This window comes from Planctobacterium marinum (assembly GCF_036322805.1).
Lineage (GTDB): Bacteria > Pseudomonadota > Gammaproteobacteria > Enterobacterales > Alteromonadaceae > Planctobacterium > Planctobacterium marinum_A.
In genome coordinates, this window is sequence record NZ_AP027272.1 from 1,647,407 (window position 1) to 1,673,081 (window position 25,675).

At 44.1% G+C, this 25,675-nt stretch carries 23 protein-coding genes; 6 read left to right on the top strand and 17 right to left on the bottom strand.

The window, feature by feature from the left end:
• Window positions 1-464: 464 nt before the first annotated feature.
• Window positions 465-3,983, top strand: a complete 3,519-nt coding sequence (locus AABA75_RS07335; RefSeq protein WP_338291935.1) for an FG-GAP repeat domain-containing protein — start codon at window positions 465-467, stop codon at window positions 3,981-3,983.
• A gap of 239 nt (window positions 3,984-4,222) precedes the next feature.
• Here AABA75_RS07335 and AABA75_RS07340 read toward each other — a convergent pair whose 3' ends face one another.
• Entirely contained in the window at window positions 4,223-5,143 is a 921-nt protein-coding gene (locus AABA75_RS07340; protein ID WP_338291936.1) for a TIGR01777 family oxidoreductase, read from the bottom strand.
• 2 nt (window positions 5,144-5,145) lie between these two features.
• Window positions 5,146-5,511 (bottom strand): dihydroneopterin triphosphate 2'-epimerase, encoded by a 366-nt coding sequence (gene folX / locus AABA75_RS07345; RefSeq protein WP_338291938.1) that lies wholly within the window; start codon window positions 5,509-5,511, stop codon window positions 5,146-5,148.
• Window positions 5,512-5,659: 148 nt separating this feature from the next.
• Here folX and AABA75_RS07350 point away from each other — a divergent pair, with 148 nt between their 5' ends.
• Window positions 5,660-6,727 carry an AI-2E family transporter gene (locus AABA75_RS07350; protein ID WP_338291939.1) on the top strand — a complete coding sequence of 356 codons (1,068 nt, stop codon included), beginning with the start codon at window positions 5,660-5,662 and terminating at the stop codon, window positions 6,725-6,727.
• Here AABA75_RS07350 and AABA75_RS07355 read toward each other — a convergent pair.
• The 4 genes from AABA75_RS07355 to AABA75_RS07370 all read right to left on the bottom strand — a co-directional run bounded on the left by AABA75_RS07355 (window position 6,724) and on the right by AABA75_RS07370 (window position 10,612).
• A complete protein-coding gene (locus AABA75_RS07355) occupies window positions 6,724-7,479 on the bottom strand; it encodes a hypothetical protein (RefSeq protein WP_338291940.1) in 756 nt (251 codons plus the stop codon). The genes AABA75_RS07350 and AABA75_RS07355 overlap by 4 nt on opposite strands.
• 96 nt (window positions 7,480-7,575) lie before the next feature.
• The gene (gene pdsS, locus AABA75_RS07360; protein WP_338291941.1) at window positions 7,576-9,726 is read right to left on the bottom strand and encodes a proteobacterial dedicated sortase system histidine kinase; all 2,151 of its coding nucleotides are present in this window, start codon (window positions 9,724-9,726) and stop codon (window positions 7,576-7,578) included.
• A gap of 20 nt (window positions 9,727-9,746) precedes the next feature.
• On the bottom strand, window positions 9,747-10,439 hold the full coding sequence (gene pdsR, locus AABA75_RS07365) for a proteobacterial dedicated sortase system response regulator (RefSeq protein ID WP_338291942.1): 693 nt from the start codon (window positions 10,437-10,439) through the stop codon (window positions 9,747-9,749).
• 32 nt (window positions 10,440-10,471) lie between these two features.
• Window positions 10,472-10,612 carry a hypothetical protein gene (locus tag AABA75_RS07370; RefSeq protein ID WP_338291943.1) on the bottom strand — a complete coding sequence of 47 codons (141 nt, stop codon included), beginning with the start codon at window positions 10,610-10,612 and terminating at the stop codon, window positions 10,472-10,474.
• A 282-nt stretch (window positions 10,613-10,894) separates the two neighbouring features.
• On the opposite strand from AABA75_RS07370, the gene pdsO reads away from it, so the two are divergent.
• The 3 genes from pdsO to AABA75_RS07385 are packed head-to-tail and all read left to right on the top strand — an operon-like array spanning window position 10,895 to window position 14,403.
• Window positions 10,895-11,665 (top strand): sortase-associated OmpA-like protein PdsO, encoded by a 771-nt coding sequence (pdsO, locus tag AABA75_RS07375; protein WP_338291944.1) that lies wholly within the window; start codon window positions 10,895-10,897, stop codon window positions 11,663-11,665.
• Window positions 11,666-11,675: 10 nt separating this feature from the next.
• Entirely contained in the window at window positions 11,676-13,811 is a 2,136-nt protein-coding gene (locus AABA75_RS07380) for a VIT domain-containing protein (RefSeq protein WP_338291945.1), read from the top strand.
• Window positions 13,798-14,403, top strand: a complete 606-nt coding sequence (locus tag AABA75_RS07385) for a class GN sortase (RefSeq protein ID WP_338291947.1) — start codon at window positions 13,798-13,800, stop codon at window positions 14,401-14,403. The genes AABA75_RS07380 and AABA75_RS07385 overlap by 14 nt, the downstream gene beginning before the upstream one ends.
• 20 nt (window positions 14,404-14,423) lie before the next feature.
• On the opposite strand, the gene AABA75_RS07390 is transcribed toward AABA75_RS07385, so the two are convergent.
• From AABA75_RS07390 to AABA75_RS07410, 5 genes are all read right to left on the bottom strand, one after another.
• Entirely contained in the window at window positions 14,424-15,746 is a 1,323-nt protein-coding gene (locus tag AABA75_RS07390; protein WP_338291949.1) for an ATP-binding protein, read from the bottom strand.
• The gene (locus AABA75_RS07395; protein WP_338291950.1) at window positions 15,743-16,417 is read right to left on the bottom strand and encodes a response regulator transcription factor; all 675 of its coding nucleotides are present in this window, start codon (window positions 16,415-16,417) and stop codon (window positions 15,743-15,745) included. Before AABA75_RS07395 ends, AABA75_RS07390 begins: the two co-directional genes overlap by 4 nt.
• Window positions 16,414-16,659 carry a PepSY domain-containing protein gene (locus tag AABA75_RS07400; RefSeq protein WP_338291952.1) on the bottom strand — a complete coding sequence of 82 codons (246 nt, stop codon included), beginning with the start codon at window positions 16,657-16,659 and terminating at the stop codon, window positions 16,414-16,416. Before AABA75_RS07400 ends, AABA75_RS07395 begins: the two co-directional genes overlap by 4 nt.
• A gap of 94 nt (window positions 16,660-16,753) precedes the next feature.
• Entirely contained in the window at window positions 16,754-17,305 is a 552-nt protein-coding gene (locus AABA75_RS07405; RefSeq protein ID WP_338291953.1) for a glycine zipper 2TM domain-containing protein, read from the bottom strand.
• A gap of 143 nt (window positions 17,306-17,448) precedes the next feature.
• The gene (locus AABA75_RS07410; protein ID WP_338291956.1) at window positions 17,449-17,802 is read right to left on the bottom strand and encodes a hypothetical protein; all 354 of its coding nucleotides are present in this window, start codon (window positions 17,800-17,802) and stop codon (window positions 17,449-17,451) included.
• A gap of 285 nt (window positions 17,803-18,087) precedes the next feature.
• On the opposite strand from AABA75_RS07410, the gene AABA75_RS07415 reads away from it, so the two are divergent.
• Complete coding sequence (locus tag AABA75_RS07415; protein ID WP_338291957.1) at window positions 18,088-18,798, top strand: 1-acyl-sn-glycerol-3-phosphate acyltransferase; 711 nt, start codon at window positions 18,088-18,090, stop codon at window positions 18,796-18,798.
• A 69-nt stretch (window positions 18,799-18,867) separates the two neighbouring features.
• On the opposite strand, the gene galE is transcribed toward AABA75_RS07415, so the two are convergent.
• From galE to AABA75_RS07445, 6 genes are all read right to left on the bottom strand, one after another.
• A complete protein-coding gene (galE, locus tag AABA75_RS07420) occupies window positions 18,868-19,845 on the bottom strand; it encodes a UDP-glucose 4-epimerase GalE (protein WP_338291958.1) in 978 nt (325 codons plus the stop codon).
• A gap of 285 nt (window positions 19,846-20,130) precedes the next feature.
• Complete coding sequence (locus AABA75_RS07425; protein WP_338291960.1) at window positions 20,131-20,847, bottom strand: SapC family protein; 717 nt, start codon at window positions 20,845-20,847, stop codon at window positions 20,131-20,133.
• 158 nt (window positions 20,848-21,005) lie between these two features.
• On the bottom strand, window positions 21,006-22,043 hold the full coding sequence (locus tag AABA75_RS07430) for a GGDEF domain-containing protein (protein ID WP_338291962.1): 1,038 nt from the start codon (window positions 22,041-22,043) through the stop codon (window positions 21,006-21,008).
• 145 nt (window positions 22,044-22,188) lie between these two features.
• Window positions 22,189-22,785 (bottom strand): PqiC family protein, encoded by a 597-nt coding sequence (locus AABA75_RS07435; protein ID WP_338291963.1) that lies wholly within the window; start codon window positions 22,783-22,785, stop codon window positions 22,189-22,191.
• 5 nt (window positions 22,786-22,790) lie between these two features.
• On the bottom strand, window positions 22,791-24,449 hold the full coding sequence (pqiB, locus tag AABA75_RS07440; protein WP_338291964.1) for an intermembrane transport protein PqiB: 1,659 nt from the start codon (window positions 24,447-24,449) through the stop codon (window positions 22,791-22,793).
• Between the two features lie 3 nt (window positions 24,450-24,452).
• On the bottom strand, window positions 24,453-25,565 hold the full coding sequence (locus AABA75_RS07445; RefSeq protein ID WP_338291965.1) for a paraquat-inducible protein A: 1,113 nt from the start codon (window positions 25,563-25,565) through the stop codon (window positions 24,453-24,455).
• Between the last annotated feature and the right edge of the window lie 110 nt (window positions 25,566-25,675).

A 25,675-nucleotide genomic window follows, 5' to 3' on the forward strand; every position in this document is an offset into this window, starting at 1 on the left:
GTTTAGTAGAGGTCGATACTGCTCTAGTCGGCTATTAACGTATTGCATCTGTCCGAAAGCCTCGATGTAAACTGATCGCTTCTGCAAATGAGAAGAGTTGTTTAGTATTTCAATACTAGATGTCCGGTATCAAGCTCCTGCAGTGATTCGCTATCTATTTCAAGTTGGTCAACCAAAACATGGGAACTTTCAACAAAATTAAGCTGGTAAATTTTTCACCATCCTAAAAAAGCTCTAATAGTGTGTCTTTGATGGGGCACTCAGTTTAACAAGAGAAGCAGCTTGTTAATGAGGCATATTCAACTATTTAATTTATGACATAAAGAAGAGTTAAAGCATAATTAAGGTTGACACTGCTGAATCAGGCAGCGGCAAAACGTTAGTTAATGAACTTAATTTCTAAATCTCCATGCGTACTTCTGGTATATACTCAGTATTTTTGTAGTTTTGTATTTGGTTAGGTTATGAAAAAGCTCTCTATACTAACTTGCTTGGTTTTCTTGGTAATACCTTTAATCAGTTTGGCTGAAGATACCGACAAAGACAGAATGGATGATGATTGGGAAAGAACATATGGTCTCACCGTCGGGGTAAATGATAGTCAAAGTGATTTAGATGATGATGGTTTCAATAACCTGTCAGAGTATCAAGGTGGTACTGAGCCCGATAACATCCGCTCTTTCCCGACCGTTTACTCAAAGGTGCTGCGCAGTAATACACTGAAAGACCTGATGGAATTGACTGATGACAGCCTTGGGACAGCGGTTATCGAGACAATACCTTCTCCGATCGATCAAGGATTTTCATCGGTGAGGATAACCAATACCGACCAGAACAATCGCACGTTTGTCACCATTCAATTCGAAGCGAATACTTTCCTGGAGAGTATTTATTACATGCAGGTTCCTGTCGATGCAGCTGAACCAAGCGAAGCAGACATTGACCAAGTGAATATTAATGAAGACGGTCTGTTTACCAGAAGGTATGAACTTGCTAAAGGCGAAAGCTTCTTTATCGAAAAATTATCATATCTCACTGTTGAGGAGGTAGATTACCCATACACTACCAGTGAGGTAGAGGTTGCATCACTTGATAATGAGGGAGAAGCAATTCAAGCCAAAGCAAGAGGAATTTCTGTAAACGGTGAAGTGGCGATGTTCGATTCAGGAGATGCATTAATGTTACGAAACTATCGAACTGAAGAAACTAAAATTGTAACAGGCAACTATAACATCGCGTTGCTTTCTGGAGATGGAAAATGGGTGGTTTACACTGACCACGACACATCAACTTTTATGATGTATGACGTCGAAACTGGAGAGAGTTTCGATGCTTTAGATAGATACACAACAGCAGAAAATACAAACGATAATGGCGTTAATCTCGATCGCATTCGAGATATTGCAAAAATATCAAATGATGGTCGTTACGTCGCTTTCAGAACCAGAGGGACGCCGGATGGGTCTGCGGCATTTGGGCTGCATGCCTATGTTTATGATAGGTTGGCCAATACCCTGGAGAGAGTCGATGTTGGAAAATATCGCTATTTTGGTAGTGAAGGTGAAGGGACTACAACCATGACGATGTCAGATGATGGGAGATATGTCGCAGTTAATTCCAATCGTAGTGGCCTTACTAGTTTTGATGTTGACTATACAAACGTATATTTAACAGACAGGAAATCAGCCAGTTTCAGTTTTGTGAATCGCAGTATGTCTGGGGCGGTAATCACCGGTCAATTCTCATCCGCCAACGCAGTCTGGATTAATGAAAACACTAAGCAGGTAGTTTTTAATGCTAATGGAGCATCCTATGGCAGCGAAGAGCTGGTTAGGCAGCCAGCTTCAAATGGTGAATACTATTTTGCATACGACATTGAAACAGGTGAAGTCACGATTCATGATCTTTACCTCAAAGGAGGATTTAAATCTTATTTGACAGGAGGCGGGTACCATGAAGATGATTCTGGTTCAATTGATGAGTTTAGCAATGGAAATACGCTACATGTTACTAGGAGGTTATTAAATCAAAATGTATCTCTGACCCTTGGGGGAGGGAGTATGCGTTATGTCCGCACCAGCGATGAATATATGGCGCCCCTCGTCAACGAAAAAGGCGTGGATCTTGTTAGCTATGTATCGAAATATTATTTTTCGCCCGAAGGAAGCTATGCCTTATTAAGCGTAAATGAACCAATGCGCTATCCAGAGGGCCTTAACGGCTCAGCTGGCGATATTTATGCTCTAAAGGTATCACTTCCGGTTGAATACGTTGAGCCCGACACCGATGGTGATGGTGTCCTGGATTTTGTGGACAAATTCCCGTTGGATGCATCAGAACATATGGATAGTGACTGGGATGGTATCGGTGATAATAGTGACACAGACAACGACAATGACGGAATACCCAATGACTATGAGACAACGCATGGTTTAAATCCGCTAAACAGACATGATATACGAGGTGATGTAGACGAGAACGGGATCATTGATATTGTCGATTTTGCGAGAAGTGAAAGTGCAAATGCCCCTCTATTCAGTGATTTCGTGGCACAAAATGGATCGTTTGAATCAGAAATGATGCATGACATATGGATTACCTACGAATGGGAAAGTACAAGTAGATTCTCGAGTGATGGAGACAGTGCATTAGCAGTCAGGTATGTGCCAGATGGTCATTATGGCGAACAGCTTCTTATTGCGGACTTCGGCAATGGAGGTACAGTGTCATTTGATGTACTTATTGACTCTGAGACCGATAAAGATATTTTGTCGCTTATTCTCAATGGAGAGGTAGTGTCTGAGTTATCAGGTTACAATGCTTGGGAAGCATCCTCCATTGTTGTTCCAGAGGGCGTGAGCGTGGTGCAGTTCATCTACAGAAAAGATGACTCCGGAAAAGAAGGTAACGACATGGCAGCTCTGGATAACTTCTCTTTTGTAGAGAGTGACATGCCGCCTTCTGACTCAGAGGTATCAAGCGTTTCCTTTGACTTCGATGGAGATGGCAAAGCTGATATCGCAGTCAGACGCCCATCCACCGCACTGCAGTATATTACTCGTTCTTCGGATGGTGAAATCGATCGTATCCGGTTTGGGTTGGATGAGCAGGATATTCCCATTTCAGGTGATTTTGACGGAGATGGCATCGCCGATGTCGCAGTAAGACGTCCGTCAAATCAGATGTGGTATGTGCTCAATTCTTCAGATGGTGAAATACAGCGTATTAGTTTTGGATTGCAGCCAGAGGATATTCCGGTGCCTGCTGATTATGATGGCGATGGTATCACTGATGTTGCCGTCAGACGGCCTTCAAACCAAATGTGGTATATCAAAAATTCTTCAGACGGTGAAATTCAGCGTATCAATTTCGGACTGCGTAAAGAAGACGTGCCTGTTCCCGCCGATTATGATGGTGATGGCAAGGCTGATGTTGCCGTCAGACGCCCCTCAAACCAGACGTGGTATATCCTGAATTCTTCTGGTGCAGACACGCTTACTGGCAATACGGATGGTATATCACGAGTTAATTTTGGCCTGCAATCCACAGATATTCCTGTGCCAGCGGATTATGACGGCGATGGTAAAGCTGATATTGCGGTCAGAAGGCCGGGCAATCAAACTTGGTATATCCGCAATTCCAGCGATAATGAGATACAGCGAATTAGCTTTGGAAGAGAGCAGGATGATATTCCAATACCAGCTGACTATGACGGGGATGGTAAAGCTGATGTGGCAGTCAGACGCCCATCGACTTATTTTCAGTACATTTTAAACAGTTCCGATAACCAGATACAGCGGATACAGTTTGGCCGAAATACTGGAGATATTCCATTGGCTGCACCTGTTACCACTCGCATGAACTGGGCAAATGGTAGCCAAGAGCTGTTCCCGAAGATAGAAGATGAAAAACCGATGGTTGATGTAATTTCTCAGAGTGATTTCGAACACTCAGTTTCTGTGGAAAATACTGTAAATTTCTAATCACCCGAGAGTAACTCCGGCCCCTATATGTGCCGGAGTTGTTTTTATCTGTTGGCTGACTGCTTTACCTTGTGCATTAGTCATCAGATTTTATTGAATTTGTGAGTGTTGAGCGTTCCCTGATTGAAAATATTGGTCACTTGGACCAATCGATAAATTTCTCCTTGCTGTCCTTCTGATAACCCTCACAGCTGAAACATAACCGTCACCACAATTGAGGCAGTGAACTGCGATTAGGCTCACAAATTCAAATCTTCTAGCGCGGGTTTAAGTTCCCTGAACATAAACTGATAACCACTTTCTTGCAGCTTTGCCGGGATGACGTTTTGTCCGGTGGTTAGTAGATCTGACATTTCACCCATGATGAGCTGCAGCACTTTTGCGGGCATGGGGAATATGGCCGGGCGGTGCAATACACTAGCCAGGGTTTTGCTGAATTCCCTGTTTGTTACCGGGTTAGGAGCGGTGAAGTTATACGCGCCTTGGCAATTTTCATTGTGTAACAGGTGCATTATGGCTCTGGCCATGTCTTCCAGATGGATCCACGGCATGTAGTGTTCGCCATCACCAATGGGGCCACCTAATCCCAGTTTGAAGGGCAGTAGCATTTTTTCTAGTGCGCCACCTTTGTTGCTCAGCACTATACCTGTTCGTAACACACAAACTCGGGTTTTTTCTTGTGCGCTCAGCGCCAGTTGCTCCCACTTTTTACACAACTGATGGCTAAATTCATCGTGTACGTCAGTGAAGGATTCGTCAATTGGGGTGGCGTCCTGTCTGCCATAAAAGCCTATGGCCGAACCACTGATGAAAACCGCAGGCGGTGACTCACTGGCCTTAACCAAATCAGCTAAGCGCTTCGTGATGAGCCAGCGACTATTTTGCAACTTTAGTTTTTGCTCATCACTCCAACGTTTGCCGACGATGGGTTCACCAGCCAGGTTTATTACTGCGTCAAAATCATTGAGGTGTTTAATCGAGTCAACGCCTGATATCCATTCCACTTTGGCATCAATCTGCGGACCGTATAACTTGCGTAACTGCTTTTTGGCTGCAGGGATATTTCTGCTGACACCGACAATGTCGTGTTTTTCTATAGTGACCTGTTTGATTATTTCACGACCGATTAAACCCGAAGCGCCGGTAAGCAGAATTTTCATGGTTACTCCTTGTTGCAACTCAAGGTTAAGGAGACTGAATCTGCAAAGCGCAGCGCGTGGGGTTTATCCACCTCTACGGAGGCAAAAGTAACCCAATCGTGTTCACTGGCAATCTCAAGCACATCTGAAGTAAGCTTTTCCAGCAGATGAAAACGATTATTTTCCACGTGGGCGATGATGCGCTTGGTAATAGTGCGATAATTCAGGGCATTATCCATCTCGTCTGATTCGCTGGCGCTATCAGCCGGGTAGTTGATGATCACGTTGATTACTACGTCTTGTTTGTTTTTAATCTCATCGTCTTTTATTCCGATAAAAGTACGCAGGCGTAGATTTTTGATTCTGATAACGGCTTGATTTAATTGCATACTTGCTTTTTATATCCTGTTGCTGTGGGCTTATTTTAATTTTAATAAGCGCTAATAATACTGGTTTACACCGAGCCTATCTGCTACTTTTTGCAAAAAAATGACGCAGAGCTTGACTGCTCAAGACTCACCTGGCCGGGAAAGCTATATGGAAAATCGACTACCCACAACCATCAAGGTACTGCTCGTTTGCGCCGCATTGGTTATCATCCTCGCGGGCATAAAAGCGGCGAGCAGTATTGTGGTCCCGTTTTTGTTATCGGTTTTCATCGCGATGGCCAGCCACCCAATTATTAAGTGGATGAGCCAGTACCGCATTCCCAAAGGTATCTCAGTGTTACTGGTTATACTGACCATTGTGGTTTTTGGATTCATGCTAGGTGGATTAGTGGGGCAATCGATGACCGATTTTTCCGAAAAAATGCCGCTTTATAAGCAACAATTAGAGGAAGAATTCGTTTGGGTTGTGACGCAGCTGCAAAACTTCAATATTCAGATTAATAAAGAGCAGTTAGTGTCTTACCTGGATCCAGGTATGGCAATGAATGTGGCCACTAATTTACTGTCTGGTTTGTCCGGAGTGTTAGGAAACTTTCTGCTGATATTACTTACCGTAATTTTCATGCTGATGGAAGCTGACAGCGTACCCCACAAAGTACACATCGCACTGGACGATCCTAAAATGCGTATGATTCAAGTGGATAAAGTGCTGGCTTCTGTTAAAAACTATCTGGTTATCAAAACCGTTGTTAGCTTGGGCACAGGTTTATTGGTGGGTACCTTTTTATATGTACTTGGGCTGGATCATTATTTCTTGTGGGGGGTATTAGCTTTCTTGCTTAATTATGTGCCGAATATTGGTTCGGCGATTGCTGCGGTGCCAGCCGTCTTATTGGCACTGATCCAGCTGGGTTCAGCCTCCGCGGGGATTGTCGCTATTGGTTACATCATGATCAATACTGTGATGGGAAATGTCATAGAGCCACGCTATATGGGTAAAGGACTGGGCTTGTCTACTTTGGTGGTGTTTTTATCGTTAATCTTTTGGGGATGGTTGTTGGGGACAGTAGGTATGCTGCTTTCAGTACCTCTTACTATGATTGGCAAAATCATTTTGGAATCTAATCAAGATACCCGATGGATAGCACTGCTGTTGGCTGGAGGGGATATCAGTGAGCATGTGCCTGAACAGCAGGAAAAGACCGCCGAAAGCTAATTGGTTTTAGCAAGGATACGACTTATTTTGAGTTGATAATCCGTATCAGAATCCATCAAGCGCTCATGGGTTTGTATAATTTTTTGTTTGATGACTTCATCCAGTTGTGGATTAGCGGCCAAATAAAGCCACAGGTTTTGCCAGGGCACTTTTACATCTGTCGGCGTTAAAAAGTCGGCTGGATAATTAAATTCCTGAAGAATGGCTGGTGTTAACGCGGCATCGTAAAATACAAAATCTACCAAGCCCTCTTCGATGACTTTGAGTAATCTGGATGAGGAGTCTACCAGCAACAGCTGTTCCGATTCAGTGATCCCCGCTTTGAGTAGCATCTTGTGCGTGGATAAGGTTCTTACCGCAGCAATTTTATATTGTTTAAGCTCATTAAAGCTGGCTAGTTGTAGCTCGGGGCGCGAAGTCAGTCTGGCAATTTTTAAGTCTAATTGCCCCAAGGGGACTAACCAGGAATAGTGCGCTTCTCGCTCCGGCTGGCGGGCCAGGGCAAACAGCAATGATTGAGGGGTTCCCCGGTTTTGTTTTTGCGCTTGCGCCCAGTTCATCATTAAAATTTCATAAGGAATATCGGTGGCGTCCATTAATGCGACTACCGCCTCTGTGACAGTGCCTTTGGGGATGTCATCCTCCAGGTGGTGCAATCCCCAGGTAATGCCTGCAAAAACCTTTAGTTTTTCTGCATAGCTGGGTTGTGAGCTAAGCAGCAACAAAGTGAGAAGCAGGGCGAGTTTGTGCATGAGCTGAAGTTAATGTTTTATGTTCCTTTTAAGTATTTGCCATAAATCTGATTTAGCAAGTACCAGTAACCCCGCGTACATCTCTAATTGTTGCTATTAAAACTGCAACAACACCTCCACACCAGATTTGTCTTTGAGGTTTTGAATGCGGATCCTGGCTGAATGATACTCCGCCACGATGCGCGCGATAAACAAACCTAGTCCCAGGTGCGGGGCGTTATTACTGGCTTCATTGCGCACAGATATCATGGAATCGAAAAGCTGTTCTTGCATGTCATCTGGAAGCAGTCGGCCTTCATTGGCGACTCTAAGCAATACTTTGTTGTTTTCTGTGCTTAATGAAATATCAATAACGCCATTCATTGGGCTAAAGTCCACCGCGTTCGCCGTGATCTTATCCAGCATCTGAACAAAAAGATCCGGCGCCCCCGATAATTTCAATTCCTGCAATTGGATGTCACAGCGAAAACGCCTGTTGGGGTAGGCTAACTGGTAACCATGGGCACAGCTTTGTAACAGTGCCACCAGGTCAAACTCTTCTGGCTCTGTAGCTTGTAAGGCGTGCTCCAGCCGAGCCGCTTCGCTCATATTAGTGAGTATTTTGCTTAGCCTTTCCAGTCCCTCTTGCGCTCTGTCAATATAGGGTTGTTGTTGTGCCGTGGGCGACTCCAGGCTGAGGTTTTCCATGGAGGATTTAACAATAGCAACCGGGGTACGCAGTTCATGGGACAATCGGGATGCCATTTTTTCCAGGTAGTTGTGATATTGCTGCAGTTTGTCCAATACACTGTGGAAGGTACGTGATAAGTCGCCAATTTCATCTTGCGTGTTTGATACCGGAATATTACTCAAGATTTTACCATTGCCATCGATGGCCTTTTCAGTTTGATTGCGCAATTTTCGAATGCGTGAAGATATTCGCGAAGCAAATAGGAATAACGCCAACGTACCTAAAATCATCACCAACAGAATAATGTTGAATAGATCTTCCAGGGCTTTGTTTTTAAGGCTACGTATACCATTTGTAGTTTGCTCTACAATCACAGCACCTAGCACTTTGTCATCCAGGTAAACCGGGTGGGCCGCGGATAAGATCACTGCCTTGTTATCCGGTGTCAGGCGCCACAAACTGTCGGCTTTGCCACCCAAGGCGCTATCGATATCTTTACCTTCCAGTGAGTATGCATCAGTGAGTTCATCCACAAAGTCATCCGGTGGACGAGTTAAGATGTTGTAGTACAGAGGGAACAGGTATTTTTGCTCAAACTCTTCCCAGATATTTTGCGGAGGCGTTGGCTGTGCCAGTCTGGCTTCCAGACCCACTGAAGAGAATATGTCACCTGAGCGAGCCATCACGCGCTTGTGTTTGTCCAGCACCCAGACACGAGCGCCTGAGTGCTGCAGTCCTTTAACGATACGCTCAATTTCAGGGGAAGGGACTAATACGGTACCCAAAGAGTCAGGTTGGGCGGGGTTCGCGGTGCCAATTCTGGCCTGCACTTGTGGTGCATAGGCATCATCAACATCGTTGATTTCGAAAGCAATTTTATCAGAGAGCATGGCGAGTGGTATACGTAGTTCGATGTTGTAGCCTTGCTCCGTGATCTGCCAATGGCCTTGGATACGGGACTCGATACCCAAGGGGCGGAATGAATCGCCAATTGGTGTTAATTCCCAGGCATTCACCCAGCCAGAGGTGTAACTGGAAATCAGATAGCGATGAAAGCGTTTATCTCTATCTGTCATAGCAATATGTAAAAAATCGTTGCGATCCACCCGTAAACTGTTTTTGTTTCGCATCACGGTTTGATCGTCCACCACCTCAAAAAAGGCATATAAATAGTCATCGTAAATACCCACCATGTGAGTGAAATTTAGATCGGAGACGGAATGGCTTTGGGTGCCTGCCAGTAAATAAGATTGGTCATAGTTAATCGCCAGATGACGGTAATCCAGCCAATCGGCTAGTTTGCCATCAAGCCGAATAGGATCGAGAATTTTATGAGCATACAGGTCTGTACCCGGCCTGACATCCTGCTGATAACTTGCCTGGGTATCAAACAATGTCGGGCGTTCATGCAATGCGGTTGCCACTGCACGAGCGGTGCCCATTAGCGTTTGCTCCTGACCCAAAAGCAGGTAGTTTTCTAACTCCCACATGTACTTGTATCCAAGCCAGGGAATGGCAAATAAGAATGAGGATAACAGCAGTAACTTGAGTCGAATGCCGATACGAAATTGCCACATGGCTTAATCCTTGGGCAGCATTATTGGCTTTTCCATCGATACCCCATGCCATAAACAGTCTCAATGCGGTCAAAACTGTCATCCAGTTGCTGAAATTTACGGCGTATACGCTTGATATGTGAGGTGATAGTGGTGTCGTCAACCACCATTCGGGATTCATCCATCAGTTGTTGTCGGCTTTTTACGTGTCCGGCATGGCGGGCAATGGCGTGTAGCATCCAAAACTCAGTAATGGTGAGCTCTACAGGCTGTTGCTGCCAGGTAACGGTCATGCGATTGGTGTCCATACACAGTGCCCCGCTTTCCAATATGTCTTCTTGATTGACGGGCATCTTTAGCAATTCTGTACGACGAAACAGGGCCGCAATTCTGGCCAGTAAATGAGGTAAACTGATGTCTTTGGTAAGGTAATCATCAGCTCCCATGCGCAAACCACAAATAGTATCGTAGTCGTTATCTCTGGCGGTGAAGAAGATGATGGGCAAAGATGGTGATAATCCCCGTAGTTGTTGGCATAAGGTAAATCCACCATCGATTTCTTCCTTTAGACCAATGTCGATGATGGCCAGATCGGGCAGTCGTTGCTGGAATGCTTGCGAGGCACTGCTGCGATCTTCATAGCACAGTACATCGTAGCCCTGCTTATGGAGAGCAGCTCGATAATTGTCTCGAATGGCGGCATCATCTTCCACCAGGGCAATTCTCTTGGACATAATAATAATGGATCCGGTTTAACGTAACGGTTTTAGTATCGAGATAACAAGAAGTCATTAATTAACATATGAATGCGTTGCTCTTGGTAGTCTTCCAGGTTCACATAAAACAACAGTAAAACTGCCGTTATGGCGCTTAACAACCAAAGTCCTTTTCTCGCTTTATTGCTCATCTGTAGCCTCACTTAATGTTGTTTAGCAGCAAAATTCAACACACTCTTGTATGGACTGTAAGAATAATAAAAAATTCTGTCTGAACCAGAGATAAATGCCGGGATCTGGCAATTTCCATTTTTTCGCCACATTTGCGCCCGTTAATGCCATGATTTGGCTCACTTTTTCTACTCCATTATTTCGCCACATTTGTTCTGAATATTGCCATTTTTTCTCCATACCCCAGTCATTTGTTGAGTTTTAAATAGTTATCAAACCAAGCGAAACCAAACAGGTGACTTATGACATTTAAAACTTTGAATAAAACTCTGATTGCTATCTCTTTATGTGCCTCTTTTGCCACTATGGCGGAATCAGACCAAGAGCAACATGAGGTATCAACGCAAGAGGAAGAAAAACACGTATTGATTGGGTTGGGCAGTGGCGCCGCCATTGGTGCCAGTGTTGCTGGTCCCGTTGGGGGCATTATTGGCGGTATTATGGGTATTTTTATCGGTGATGATATCAATAATCAAAATCGCGCTGATAACCTTCAGGTAAAGCTTGTGCAATCGGAGACAGAACTCTTGGCCTTGCAGCAAGAATATCAACAGACATTGACGGCCTTTAACCAGCTAAAAGCGCAGCAAAGCAACATTCAAGTGGCGGCATTGGAGCGCGAAACTGCGCCCATTGAACTCTCAGAGCTATTAGATTCAAAAGCGAATATCCAATTTAAAACGGCATCCTGGCAGCTGGAACAGCATTATGTCGAGCAATTGGATAAAGTGGCTGAGCAATTACAACGTGATCCTAAGTTGGTGGTGCAATTATTCGGTTACGCAGATCGTCGTGGTGACGAAGAGTACAACTTGACATTGTCTGAGAAGCGCGCGGATCAGGTTAAGCGTTATTTGCTTTCTCGCGGTGTGCAGGCCGTGCAGATTGAAACTGCAGGTTATGGCGAAGCACAACCTGTTGCCGTAAAGCAAACCTGGGAAAATGACTTTTTCGACCGCAGAGTGGTGGTGCGTCTGACTTCAGAAGACGCGGTGATGACTGCAAAACAATAGGGGAATTATTGTGCGCTGCATTCATTATCTGGGGGGGGCGAAAAACGCGCCCGCCACCACTTTGCGGGCTTTAAATAAGCCTGACAGAAGAACTATGCCGATAGGCATAGTTCTCTCACTTGTAGCTCTACTTTGCAGCCCCTATTTTGCAGGGGCGAAGGAGTCAACGCAGAAACGGTCGGGATGGGAGCTGTCTTTCGCCAATGGTTTGCTGGTTTTTAAGCAAGAAACCACAGTACATAAAACCGAAAGCGAAGCAAAAGTCGCTGGTACAACAGCGGAACAAGACCCTGTATCAGATGTTGTTTTACAAGGGCTCTCAGAGGACGAACAGGCATCACTATTTTTGCTTGCTACAGAATCTCGATTTCATACAGAGGTTTCAGGTATTGTTGCCCGCTCCATCTTGACTCAGACCTTTCGCAATCCCGGTGATGATTGGTTGTCTGGTCAGTACCAATTCCCATTGCCAGAAAATGCAGCAGTGGATGCACTGAAAATTCGTATTGGAAGGCGCGAGATAATCGGACAAATACAAGAGAAGCAAAAAGCCAAAGCCAATTTTCAGCAAGCTAAAGCGGCAGGTAAAAAAGCTTCATTGGTGAGTCAACAACGACCTAATTTATTTACCACTGCTGTGGCAAACATTGGTCCTCATGAAGAAGTGGAAATCGAAATCCAGTTTCAGCAACAGGTACAGTTTGATGCTGGCGAATTCCGTTTGCGCTTGCCCACGACGATAACGCCGCGATTTGGTGGAAGCTTTGAGTTTGAAGAAGGACTAACTCAGGTCGCAGTGCAACCGAATAGGTTTAATTTTACGCTCATGCTCCATGCAGGCTTGGAACTAGATTATCTGCGAAGTCTTCATTATGCGGCAGATACAGAATCTTATGGGAATCATCAATGGCGTTTAACTGCTAAAGCCGGGCAAGCGCCTGACAGAGATGTGGAGTTTGTGTGGCGCTATAAAAATCAGCAACCAGAAATCCTTCATTTCAGCGAATCAAGGGAGGATGGTGAGTACGGATTGTTAATGTTGATGCCTGGCATGAGAGCGCCAGAACAGACCATTGCAAGAGACATCACTTTTGTTATCGACACCTCGTCATCCATGGGTGGGCCCGCTATCAGACAGGCCAAATCGGCATTACTCAGCGCCATAGAACAGCTCAATAAAGAAGATAGTTTTAATATTGTGGAGTTTAACAGTCATGCGGATTCACTTTGGACATCAATGCTGCCGGGTAGTGAGCGCAATCGCAGAGTGGCTGTTGACTATGTGCAGCAATTGGAGGCAGAAGGCGGTACCAATATCTACGAGGCATTAGAGCGCGCCTTGTCGGTGCAGCGTATAAGTGACAATTTACCGCAATTGGTTTTTATCACAGATGGTGCCATTGGATACGAAGATGAGTTGCTGACGCGACTCAATGAGCAATTGGGTAACGCCCGACTTTTTACTGTGGGTATTGGTGCTGCTCCGAATAGTTATTTTATGGTGGAAGCGGCAAGGGCGGGACGAGGAACCTACACCTACATAGCTCAGCAAGACCAGGTGCACAGTCGAATGGGGGAGTTGTTCGATAAATTAGCGCAACCGGTGTTAAAAAATATTGAGATTGATTTAGCTGTAGAGGCTGAAATTTATCCGGAACCGGTGCCCGATTTGTATCTAGGGGAACCTTTGCTGATAAGTTACAAGTCTCCTATGGCAGTGACTGATATCAAGGTAACGGGAGATAGCCTGACCAAACCATGGCAGACGGTTTTGACGCAGGAATATGCGTTTCAGCATTCAGGCATAGCCAAACATTGGGCGCGCCAGAAGATAACCAGCTTAATGAGGTTGCAGCGAACACATCAAAAATCTGATACCGAGACCAGAAAGAGGGTGCTGGAAACGGCGTTAAAACATGATTTGGTGAGCCCTTATACCAGTTTAATTGCAATTGAGAGCCAGAGTACCCGTTATCAATCGGAAGATGCCCGTATGATAGCCAACTTACCGGCGACGGCACTCGGATCAGGCCAACACCTGGCAATTGCTATCTTTCTATTGGTAATCGCGGCTTTATTAACACTCTGGCATGGAATGGAGTTTACCGTTCACAAAACAAAGGGCCGGGCTTATGTTGCGAAGTGAGTTTTATTATCCTGCCAAAAAACGTTTTCTGAGCTGGCGCAAGCTTGTAATTATTGTGCTAATGGCTTTATCAGCATGGCAATTTGGCCAAGGAGCCTGGATTCATGCAAAAGCCATAGTGGCACAATTGTTAATCGCGAAATCCTGGCAGGAAACCTTAGCCACAGAGCAAGCGGTTCCGCCCTGGCCATGGGCAGACACCTGGCCTATTGCCAGGTTAAGTATTCCGGCTCACGGCAAGCCAATCTATGCATTAGCGGGTAGTTCAGACGCGATCATCGCATTTGGCCCCGGTCATCTCGTACAATCGGCTTATCCTGGGCAGCCGGGTAATAGCGTATTTGTGGGACACAGAGATACTCATTTCGCTATTTTGGAATCGGTACAGGAGAGTGATCTGATTGAAGTAGAGACATCACACGGTACAACGTTGTACCGCATAAACTCGGTCCGTATTGCCCATGAGTCACAAGCGTGGGCAGTGGAAAATACCCTGGATGCAACACTCACTTTGATTACTTGTTATCCCTTTGATTCCTTACTAGCTGACACCGACTTGCGTTACATAGTTACTGCTATAAAAGTTGAGTGACTTGCTACTGAATTGCAACCTTAAACAGGAAACTTAACGGATACTTTTGCGCCGCCCAATTCTGATTGGCTGATCTCCAGCTGACCTTGATAGGCGGCGGTTAAGTCCGATACAACAGCCATGCCGATACCTTGGCCAGATTCATAACTATCCAGCCGTTGGCCTCTTTCCAACAGTAGATGCTTCTTGTCTTCTGGGATGCCGGGGCCGTCATCACTGATTGAAATTTCTATAAACTTTTCAGCCTGATGGACTTCTACCAACACTCGAGATTTTGCCGCTTTACAGGCGTTGTCCATTAAATTACCCAGTAACTCCATTAAATCGGTGGCATCGCCTTGGAATTCTGTGTCCGGCTCAATATCGTGTTCAATCGCAATAAATTTGTCTGCGTACACTTTCTCCATAGCGTCGGTAAGCTTGTTGACTGCGGAGGTGACTTGAGTGTTTTGATTCCAGCGGCTACCTGCACCTGCCACAGCTCTTTTTAGTTGTCGTTGAATGATTTGGTCGATTTGAAAAACTGGTTCGCGACCTTCTTCCGGTAAGGACTTCATGCCTGATAGCACCGCCAAAGGGGTTTTCAAGCTATGGGCTAGATCTCCCAGGCTATTTTTGTAGCGTTCCCGTTGATTTTCCTCAGTACTTAACAGGTGATTCAGACTGTTTTTTAAGGTTTCTAGTTCGGGAGGATAGTGACTTGCAATCCGTCGATTGCTGCCTTTTTTAATGCTGGATATTTCTTTTTCCAGACGATTTATGGGGTTAAGAGCGGTATTCAACGTAAACAAAAGCAATAACAGTAAAAGTGCGGCTATGATTGCCAGCCAGTTTAACAGGGTGGATTCAAATTGGGCTATTTCGTTATCATAAGCCGATTTGTCCATGAAAACGTGAAAAGCCACCGGAGACAATCCCAAATCCGTTTCGAATTCGGCTGTGTAACTATATCGAAAATAGTACTTGTCACCTTGATTATCGGGAAGGGTTTCAAAACGTGACTTTCCGGGGACTGGAAAAGTGTTTATCTCTGGCCACTGCCAATTGATAGCAGACATAGACTTCCAAACTACAATATCGTAATTGTGAATTACCGCGTAAATCCCCGAATCCGGTAAATTGAACTCGCCATGTATCATCAGTTCCGGCATGTAAACTTCTTTGCCTTCAATCTCAAATTCAGAAATCAAAGTGAGGCTTAATAATCGTAGACGCTCAAACGTTGCTTGGTGGATGGAGGCCGCATAGGCCTGCTGTAATGCGTAGTTCATTAATGGAATAAAAAACAGCAGCGCTATTAGGGCTGCTGCGAATGTTCTGACTTTTAATGAGATTGGTCTCATAACTGCCGATTAATTCGGTAACCTCTACCACGCAGGGTTTCTATGGGTTTGTAGCTGTTTTCCGGATCTAGCTTTTTGCGTAATCTACCCACAAATACTTCAATAACATTACTGTCTAAATCAAAGTCTTGATCGTAAATATGTTCAGTGAGTTCGGTTTTGGAGATGATTTTCTTGGGATTCATCATCAAGTATTCCAATACCTTGTATTCGTAAGCGGTTAAATCGAGTACTTCGTCTTTAACGAACACTTCTTGTGTTACGGTATCCAACGTTATCGGGCCTACTTGTACTTTAGGGCTGGATTGACCGGAAGCACGTCGAATGAGGGCATTGACTCTGGCTAATAACTCTTCCTCCTGAAAAGGTTTAGTCAGGTAATCGTCAGCACCTGCATCTAAGCCTTCGACCTTTTCCTGCCAACGGTCTCGAGCTGTCAGGATGAGAACCGGACAAGCAATATCCTTTTGTCTTATTCTTTTGATTAATTCAAAACCATCTATTTCAGGTAAGCCGACATCCACAATGGCTGCGTCGTAGGGATACTCTTCAAATAAAAACAACGCTTTTTTACCATCGTCTGCTAAATCTACACTGTATCCCTGCCTCTGCATTAGTTGGTCCAATTGCGTTAATAAACGGGCATCATCTTCTACAATTAAGATTCTCATTCGCCTCTTTCCTTGTGTTGTGCTGTTTTTCTTTGAATTTCTATAAAGATAACCCTGCCCGAGCTTTGTAAAATTTTGACCCGGTACTTATTACCCTGTGCCTCTACTTTTAAAACTCGTCCGGTTACCTGGCGTTGCGCCAACTTGGCGGCTTCCGCTTTACTAGTGGCTCCCTCATTTGCCAGTGCGGGTAAGCCAGTTACCAGCATTGTTATAAGCAAAAAAAACTTCAAAAACTGCATTCAATATTCCGAAAAATCAGGTTGATGTACATCGTGTATCATTGCACCCGTGCTAAGTGTGGCAGACATCAACCCTTAGTGTAACCACTTCTATTTATTTGTACATGGGCGTCAGGTGAACCTGCAACCTGATTTTTCTGCCGGGATGCTCATGAGTAAAAGTGGTAAATCGTTCGCCCTTGTAACGATAGGTTACTTCATAGCCTTTTAATCTTCTGTCGCGTCTATCGTAATGTGAAGGATATGTGCAATGGCGGTCATAGTGTCTGGTGTGTCTATGATTGGTGTAAACCTTGTGACCATCCCCCAGTTCATGGCCAATAACACCACCAACAACGGCACCTGCTACGGTTGCTACATCTCGATTTCTACTGCCTTTTCCCAATTTATTACCAATAACGCCACCCACAACGGCTCCGGTTACCGTGGCCAGCGAATTGTGTTCTCTGTATTCTGATGAGTGGTGACCTTTGTAATTGCGATAACAGTCTCTGTTGTGATGGGAATATTGGCCGTGAGTTTTATGGTAAACAGGAATGACTTTTATCACCCTGCCATAGTCGTAATAGCGACTATCGTGGCCAGCCACAGCCGATTGACTGAATAAGAAAACTATAGACACCAAACCGATTAATAAGCTTTTCATAATCATACTCCTCAGTAGATATTGAAAGTGTAGGCTTGCATGACTGAATCACTGCTGAATTTTTATTAATTGCTGAGAAAAGTGACTATTCATTAAGAAAAAAGGAGCCGTAAGGCTCCTTATGGAAAACAGTGTAATCTGACTCAGGCTTTACCCATTGGGTTGTCGCAATCAGCATATACGGTGTGTTTTTTGTTGAAGGTATACACGTGCACTGATAACGGCACGCCCTTAATCTTGTTCCACATATAACGTTTTGCTGATGATGGACAGAGCGGCATCTTTAAATACTTTTCTTGTTCATCTTTGGACATGTTGAGCTTTTCGGGGATTTGAATGTAGGCGTTGATAGTACCATTTACAGCCTGCGCCCCTTGGTAGTACCAATCTCCGCCGAGAATGGAGGTGCGGAAAGCGGCATTAACACTCTTTAGCATAGGCTCGGTAACCGTTTCATCAGAGTCAAAACTGATTTGTGTCGCTGCGCTACTTTGCATGCACCCGGAAGTGAGCAAAGAACTACTAATAACAAAGATGACACAGAATAATCTTGTGTATTGTTTTGCGATTGACCCTACTATGTTCATTGTTACAACTCAAAATTTAGGCATAGTGATATGTGTATCGGCTAACTTAAAAATCTCTTCAGCCTTTATTAAGGCTTAAATTGCATATTTACTTACAAACTTGGGAAAATAATTATAAAAAATAGGGATTTTTTCTGGGGATTTGTGGTCTCAGCCACTATGTTATTAAAATGTTAAATGAGCTTTTGGCTGTATATGCAGTGGTTTTTTCAGTTTCTGAGTTTTCTCTGTCTCGGGCTTATTAAAGTCTTTTCATACGTCTTTTATCGCGGTGAGCCTGTTTGGCTCAGTCGGGAGCGTGAGGAGTCTATGCAGGAGGTTAAGTTGCTGGTGTTACTTAACCATACAAGTCTATTCGAGCCGCTGTTTATTCGTTTTGCTCCGTGGCGTTTAATCTGGCTACTAGCCTACAAGTTGGTTATTCCAGGCGCTGATATTACCATGAGGCGTCCCATGGCTGGGCGCATACTCAAAGCGTTGATGCCGGGATGTATTCCCATCACGCGGAAAAACGATCATTCATGGATACACTTTTTGAGTCAGGTAAACGAGCAAAAGATAACTGCGATACTTCCGGAGGGGCGCATGAAAAGACGCAATGGACTTGATAAGTTTGGCAAGCCAATGTCGGTGCGAGGTGGCGTGGCAGATATATTGGAATGTCTGGATGAGGGCAAGATCTTATTTGTCTATTCTGGTGGGCTGCATCATATTCAGGCTCCGGGGGATAAATGGCCTAACCTTTTTAAAACCTTAAGGGCCAATATGGAATTGGTGAATATCAAGGATTACAAACGTCAGTTTAGTGTTAAAACGGACGATCTGATGGCCAGACACAATGCCTTTAAAATTCGCGTGATTGAAGATATGAATCGACGCCTTAGTGAGTGTGTGCCGCAAAGTTGAGATGCAGTTCAGGCACAAAAAAACGGATTTGAAGATCCGTTTTTTGTAGTCTTGTGTGATTAGTCAAATTTACCGGTTTTTGTGAAAGTCCCAAGCCGTCTGAATGATTTCTTCTAGTTCCAGAAACTGCGGTTGCCAACCCAGTTCCTTTTGTGCTCGAGTCGAGTCAGCGATGAGTTTTGGTGGATCGCCTGCGCGTCGTTCAGCCAAATCAAAAGGAATCGGTTTGCCAACCACTTTTTCTGCCGTGCGGATCACATCTAACACGCTGAACCCATTGCCTATGCCTAAATTGTAGCGATACGCGCCAGTGTGTTTCTCGATATATTCGAAAGCTTTAAAATGAGCACTCGACAGGTCGTTGACATGAATGTAGTCGCGAATACAACTGCCATCTGGGGTGGGGTAGTCCGTACCAAATACCTTTAAGGTCGCTTCTGTTTGGCCCAACACAGATTTTAGAATATTGGGGATGAGATGAGTTTCAGGGTCGTGTAATTCTCCAATTTTCCCCGACGGGTCGGCACCTGCTGCATTGAAGTAACGCAAACAAACGGAACGCATCCCATAGGCTTCGGCATAATCGCTCAGGATTTTTTCCACCATTAATTTACTTTGGCCATAGGGATTTATAGGGTGGGTTGGGTGGCTCTCATCAATTTCTTCAGATTCGGGAACGCCGAATGTTGCCGCCGTTGAGCTGAAAATTATTTTATCGTGGCCGGTTTGCAACATGACATCGAGTAGGTTAAGAGTCCCAGTGACGTTATTGCGATAATAAATTTTAGGATCTGTCTTAGACTCACCTACCAGAGATTTAGCACAAAAGTGAATGACACAGTCGAATGGGCCCAAATCGTTAAATGCTGTTTTTAACGCTTCCGAATCTAAAATATCAATATTGCGGAATTGCTCAGTCAACACCAGACCTTCGAAACCCGTTGAGAGGTTGTCAAAGACAACAACCTGGTGGTGATTTTTTTGCAGGTAATTCACCATATGCGAGCCGATGTAGCCCGCGCCTCCTAAAACTAAAAACTTAGCCATTGTTTTCCTTTCACTAAACAGTTAGTTAATTATAGTCGCGATGCAGATTTTAGTGATACCTAATTACATATTTACTCCGCGACTCACTGAAACTTTTAATTATCGTGTTGAATCAAAGTATTGCAGAAACCATAAGGTCATCAGATGCTTGGTATAAATATAAATTTTCGGAAGCTCTTTTAGAGGATAGCTGGAAGTTTTAATTATTGCTCAGATAGATCCCAGAGAAGATAAACTAAAAAAAAGCACTGCCTATTGCAGTGCTTTTATCGAAGAAAAAATGGATTAGTTAGCTGCGTTTAGACGCTTAGACTTTCTCTTCAGCAAGTTGGTCATCTGACTCATTGAGTTCAGGTGAGAGTAGATTGCCGGTAACATGCCTTTTTTCCGTATCTTCAAAAAGTCTTCATCAGAAAGTTTGCTCAACTTTTCTTCGTCAACCATAGCAACACCATCTACTGACATACGTTTTTCACCAATGGAGACAGCTATATTACGCGTAGTCAACAAGTCGAAGTCAACCAGCTCTTTACAGAAGCGTCTGGTCATGTGCTCTTGTTCGAGGTACTTGGTCATAGCTTCTTTCTGCTTTGTCAGAAACTCAGTCTCTTCACCGGACTCTGTAAATAGCAATTCGCCTTCTGAATCAGAAATTTGCTTGTGCTCAACGTCGAGAGCGATGCCATACTGGTTTTCATCTTGTGGGTTTCTCAGCAGGCCGAAAGGTGCATGGGTGTAGCGTGCCGGCATGTAGGAAGCATCCCATTCAGTTCCTTCAACGAATAGGTTTTCACCACGTTCGATACCCATCAGGGCAACAACCTGGTATTCTTTATTTTCTGGGTTTTGTACGAAACAAATGGGAAATTCAACCATTGCGTTTGCAAATTCAGCGATCACCACAGGCAGAATATTCTGGTTTGACAGGTCGCTCACATCAGCGTTGGGTTTAATACGAATGTTCTTGTGTGCTTGAGCATTCAGTTGTTCAATCTTGGCCATTGCCACTCCGAATAGATAAACTTAAAAAATCAGTGGTCATACTAAACAGTTCCATGCACAAGGCAACCTTTGTGGCCATCAAAATGGTGAATTTGCTGTTTATTTGAGCGTTATTACTGGCTCTTTTAGTTTCAAATTATTATTGAGTAGATGCCAACCTACGCATTGGCAGAAATCGCAGTTAAGTTATCGCTTTTGGAAGGGGGATAGTATTGGTCTCGGCCATTTGATTTAGCTTGATATAGGTATTTATCAGCCATCGCTATTGCGGTATTGATATCGGTATTTTTTTTGTTGATTTCACTGATCCCCATGCTGATAGTGATATCAAACAGATTGCCATTGTGTTCAATGCTGGTAGCTTTTATTTTGTCTCTGACCTTGTCTGCTACAATTTGCGCCTGCAAAGCTGAGGTTTGCGGCAAGATAAACAAAAATTCCTCACCTCCCCAACGAGACACAATATCTTGTTTGCGCAGTGTTTCTTGAAACAACTTTGCCAATAACACAAGGGCTTTGTCTCCGGCATCGTGACCGAATTGATCGTTAACTTTTTTAAAATGGTCCACGTCGCAAAGAATGATGGCCAATGCAGTATCGTTGCGCTCAACCCGACTTAATTCGTAATTAAGTCGATCCATCGCATCGCGTCGATTGGAAATTTGAGTCAAGGGATCTAGTTTCGCCATTTGTTCAAATTTGTTACTGATTTCTTGCATAAAATCAAAAGATTGCTGGCGAGAATATTCATAAAAGCCAGACAAGAATGTAATAGTCAAAAATGAATAAATGAGACGAGATTTGAATTCATATGTGTAGCTAGTCGCCAATAATTGATTGTCGGGATAGAACATCAAAATACTGATAGTAACAACGAAGATTGATATGGAAATCAGCCCGCGTTTTAGTCCACCAAAGAACAAAGCTACGGGAGACACCATAAAAATCCACAGTGGCCCTGTATTATCTTTTCCGCCGGAATAGATCAGATATACCATGAGCGCAAAAAGGCTGTATAAAATGATATTTGAAGCCAGCTGAAAGTTGCCGGTCAATTTTTGGTAGTAGTGGGCAAGGTAATAAACAGAGCTTGCGAAAATGAGCACTGACGCCAACAAGAGCTGCTCATTTACAAAGGCCGATACTGACATAATGGCAGTAATACTTAGTCCTACCAGACCGAACAGATTTACCATAAAAATTTTGCGGTTAGATTCGGAATCGTAATCAGACCGCATTCCGGTATGCAAATATTGAGACAACAACCGCTTAATCATTATTTTGTTCGACGCTTTACCATCAGGCTTTGATACATTTTATAAAGTATAGTTATTATTTACTTTAGTGTCCTTCGCTAACCGGCAAGTTTCTCGCGATATGTTGATTAATTTCTTGCGCAAGTTGTTCAATCAACACGGCCTTAGTTTTTAACGCGGCAGCGTATCCATCTTCAGTTAATGCTCTCTGATAACTAAAATCCGATTTTGTTTGTGGTTTTCCATCCATGGAAAATAACCAGTCACCCGCCATCACAACTTCACCTGCTGTAGTGGGGTAGAAATGAGAAAGGTTGACGTGTAAACGGACACTGCTTTCCTGTCTGACACTTTGATTGCCCGGTGTGACATACCAGCCTTTAGCTGACAGGTTGATGCTTTTTCTCATTTGATTGTGAATTGCTTTAGCGGGTAGTTGAGCCCAAAGGTGCAATTGCGAATATTGCAGCTCACCATCATCAACCTGAATGATCATTTTATTTTGCTTTAGATAATCCGGTACGGTAAGACTCAGAATGACGGCAGTACTGTGCTGCAGATCTTCAAAACCAGGTTGAGATTCAATTGCAGTTGTACTGAATTGATAATGCCTGAAGCTACCGGGATTGGTGGAGCATGCCATCAGCCAGGTTACTAAAAATACCGCAATCACTTTTTTCATAACAGTTAGTTCCTTTTTACTTTGGGAATGACATCTGGTTGTGGTTGCTCTAATGGGATCACAAGGCTACTTGGCGTCTCATTCACTCTCTGTAATATGGGTTTCAATTCCAGCATGGTGGCTTGTATATCCAATAATACTTCATTGATGGAACCGTTTGTTGCAGATTGGCTCCCGTAGGTGTTGGCTAATAATTCGAAAGCACGTAATGAACGATTCAATTGCTTGATCAGATTTTGCTGTTCGGCTTCGGATAATAGCTTATTAATGCCTTCTGCAGACTGTTTAAATTCAGCAGCTGTTGCAGCTAACTCTTCGATGGAAACGTTGAGATTGGCGCCTAACTGTGAGAAGGGCAGTTCATTAATTTTTTTCAGGATAGAGGATACCTTCTGAGTGAGTTGGGCAAACTCGTTCGAGATAGTGGGGATGGTAGGGTGGCCCAAATTTTGTTGTAATTTTGCTGGTTCAAGGTCTTTGTAATTTTGCAGATCGACATACTGACCACCGGTGATCAAGTTGCCAGTTTCCAATGTGGCGCGCAAACCATTTTTCACCCACAGCGCCACCTGGTCATTCACTCGTTTAACCCCTTCTTCAGTGTCATTGGATGCCACCATTCCGGGATAAATGGCGATGACAATGGGAATTTTGTAACCTTCCTCAAGCAAGCTGAATGTTTGATTCTGTAGAGGGTTAATGGTTTCCACCTCTCCGATGGGGATACCTCGATACTCTACTGGAGCACCGGGTTTTAAACCGCGCACGGAGTCTTCAATTAACAGAGTAAATTTGGCTTTGTATTTAAATCGACGCGCGTTTGCCTCTGCCTGACTGGCATGGATATCGAAATAGGCGCGCTCTTGGATGATTTCACCTCGAGGTAAGCCTTGTGGAATACCAAAAGTCACCCCGTTGGTTAATAATGTTTCCACAGAGCCTGTGTGTACCATCAATCCCTCGGCACCCAATTCCAAACGAACCCCACTGGCATCCCAAAAACGGGTGTTAGTAGTTATAAGTTCATGGTAGGGGGCTTCAATAAAAGCATTGTAATAAACGATGCGCTCTTCCAGGTTGAAATAAATATCTTCTAATTTTCCCACTCGAATGCCTTTGTAAATTATGGGATCCCCTTTTTTATAGGCAAACTCATCATCACTGTTTAACGTGACATGCAAGCCCGGTGTCCCTGCTGGTGTTAGGGGGGGAGTTTCCAATCCTTCAAAACTGTAGCGCACTTCGCCAGACATACCGGGGGCGAGTTCTATGAAAGGGCCTGATAAAATAGTGCTCAGCCCGGAGACCCCAGACAAAGATATACGCGGCGTGACAATCCAAAGGTTACTGTCCGCCCTTAACAGGTGTTCTTCATCTTTGTTAACTCTTGCGGTGACTCTTACTCCGGGGCCATTTTTACGTAGCTGTATGGCAGTTACCGTACCCACGTCAACATGCCGGGTTTTAATTTTTGTTTTACCCGGTTCCAGACCTTCAGCGGAACTAAAGTAAATGGTGATTTCCTGACCTTGATTACTGATTTGGTAATAGATCAGCCAGGCACCAATGAAGATGGCGACAATCGGCAATAGCCACAATTTGGAAATGCTGTTTAATTCTTCGGGAGTAGCGTGATGCTGCTCATGCTGGGTTTCCTGGGTCATGGCTTATTTGTGTTTCCATAATAGCGTTGAATCAAAACTGTGGGCAGCAAACATGGTAAGTACAACAACCGCGGTAAAAGACAGAGCGGCCGGGCCGGGGTAAATTGTCATGGTGCCGCCCAATTGCACCAGACTTACTAAAATAGCAACCACAAACACATCTACCATGGACCATTTGCCAATAAGCTCTGTGAGTCTATACCAGCTCATCATTTTTCTGGGGTGCTTCACTTTACCCGTTTGCACTCTCACGTTCAGCCAGCACAGTATCATAAGCTTTGCCACTGGCACTACGACACTGGCTACCAGAATTATTAACGCTATGGGGTAGGAGCCTGATTCCCACAGTAATATAACGCCACCTAAGATGGTAGATAGTTCAGATTGACCTAATACATTAGTTTGCATAATGGGCCAAACATTGGCAGGAATATAGAGTAGGGCTGCGGTAATTAACAATGCCCAGGTCTTTTGTACACTTGTGGGATGGCTATGAAAATGTGCCGGAAGCCGGGCACCAGTAGCTGCGCGTAGTTGATGCTCGTCTAAATAAATAAAGGTCAATGTACTGAAGAGCACAAAGCCACAAAAAGTAAAAAACGCAGGGCCAAAGGCAATATCCGCCAGAGTGACTATTTTCACCAAGCTGACTAATACACTGATCAGAAAAATTTCTGCCATGCACCAAGGTTGTAGCTGAAAAATGAAGTGGGTTAAGCGTTTATTGACCTTGTTTTGTTGTTTTTGACTCACTCGCCAGGTGAGTAAGAATATTGAACACAATACCAACGCCGGAAGAAACAAAATAAAAAAGGATTCAATAATAGCTAAGGTTAGATAATTGTTCTCAACCAATACCAGGAGTCCTGAGGGAATAGTGATTGATTGTGTTTTGCCAGCGGCACTGAAGGAGATAAATTCAAACGGTAAACTTAAGAACAAAAATACGATTGCGGTGAGAGAGAAAATTGCAGTCCTTTGATGAGCCTTGGCGCGTACTACAGTTAATAAGTTTCCGCATCTGGGACAAAATGCTTTATGTGGCTTTTGAGTGCCCGGCAGCGTCACTTTTGCGGCACATTCGTGACAATGTGTCGTTTTCTCCTTGTCTTGCATAGCACACCGGCGAGGTTGATTTACACTCAAGTGTGCAACAAAACAGCCGCAAAGGAAAATAATTGTATCTGTTTACAAAAAAGCCGGGATAAACCCGGCTTATTAATCGT

Excerpts from the sequence above, each read along its gene's own strand:
- AABA75_RS07355 (WP_338291940.1), bottom strand. The coding sequence starts at position 7,479 with ATGCACAAACTCGCCCTGCTTCTCACTTTGTTGCTGCTTAGCTCACAA.
- AABA75_RS07370 (WP_338291943.1), bottom strand. The coding sequence starts at position 10,612 with ATGAGCAATAAAGCGAGAAAAGGACTTTGGTTGTTAAGCGCCATAACG.
- AABA75_RS07395 (WP_338291950.1), bottom strand. The coding sequence starts at position 16,417 with ATGAGAATCTTAATTGTAGAAGATGATGCCCGTTTATTAACGCAATTG.
- AABA75_RS07430 (WP_338291962.1), bottom strand. The coding sequence starts at position 22,043 with ATGGTAAATCTGTTCGGTCTGGTAGGACTAAGTATTACTGCCATTATG.
- AABA75_RS07400 (WP_338291952.1), bottom strand. The coding sequence starts at position 16,659 with ATGCAGTTTTTGAAGTTTTTTTTGCTTATAACAATGCTGGTAACTGGC.
- AABA75_RS07350 (WP_338291939.1), top strand. The coding sequence starts at position 5,660 with ATGGAAAATCGACTACCCACAACCATCAAGGTACTGCTCGTTTGCGCC.
- pdsO (WP_338291944.1), top strand. The coding sequence starts at position 10,895 with ATGACATTTAAAACTTTGAATAAAACTCTGATTGCTATCTCTTTATGT.
- pqiB (WP_338291964.1), bottom strand. The coding sequence starts at position 24,449 with ATGACCCAGGAAACCCAGCATGAGCAGCATCACGCTACTCCCGAAGAA.
- AABA75_RS07385 (WP_338291947.1), top strand. The coding sequence starts at position 13,798 with ATGTTGCGAAGTGAGTTTTATTATCCTGCCAAAAAACGTTTTCTGAGC.
- AABA75_RS07340 (WP_338291936.1), bottom strand. The coding sequence starts at position 5,143 with ATGAAAATTCTGCTTACCGGCGCTTCGGGTTTAATCGGTCGTGAAATA.
- folX (WP_338291938.1), bottom strand. The coding sequence starts at position 5,511 with ATGCAATTAAATCAAGCCGTTATCAGAATCAAAAATCTACGCCTGCGT.
- galE (WP_338291958.1), bottom strand. The coding sequence starts at position 19,845 with ATGGCTAAGTTTTTAGTTTTAGGAGGCGCGGGCTACATCGGCTCGCAT.
- AABA75_RS07425 (WP_338291960.1), bottom strand. The coding sequence starts at position 20,847 with ATGGCCAAGATTGAACAACTGAATGCTCAAGCACACAAGAACATTCGT.
- pdsR (WP_338291942.1), bottom strand. The coding sequence starts at position 10,439 with ATGTCCAAGAGAATTGCCCTGGTGGAAGATGATGCCGCCATTCGAGAC.
- AABA75_RS07335 (WP_338291935.1), top strand. The coding sequence starts at position 465 with ATGAAAAAGCTCTCTATACTAACTTGCTTGGTTTTCTTGGTAATACCT.
- AABA75_RS07410 (WP_338291956.1), bottom strand. The coding sequence starts at position 17,802 with ATGCAAAGTAGCGCAGCGACACAAATCAGTTTTGACTCTGATGAAACG.
- AABA75_RS07435 (WP_338291963.1), bottom strand. The coding sequence starts at position 22,785 with ATGAAAAAAGTGATTGCGGTATTTTTAGTAACCTGGCTGATGGCATGC.
- AABA75_RS07390 (WP_338291949.1), bottom strand. The coding sequence starts at position 15,746 with ATGAGACCAATCTCATTAAAAGTCAGAACATTCGCAGCAGCCCTAATA.
- AABA75_RS07405 (WP_338291953.1), bottom strand. The coding sequence starts at position 17,305 with ATGAAAAGCTTATTAATCGGTTTGGTGTCTATAGTTTTCTTATTCAGT.
- AABA75_RS07415 (WP_338291957.1), top strand. The coding sequence starts at position 18,088 with ATGCAGTGGTTTTTTCAGTTTCTGAGTTTTCTCTGTCTCGGGCTTATT.
- pdsS (WP_338291941.1), bottom strand. The coding sequence starts at position 9,726 with ATGTGGCAATTTCGTATCGGCATTCGACTCAAGTTACTGCTGTTATCC.
- AABA75_RS07445 (WP_338291965.1), bottom strand. The coding sequence starts at position 25,565 with ATGCAAGACAAGGAGAAAACGACACATTGTCACGAATGTGCCGCAAAA.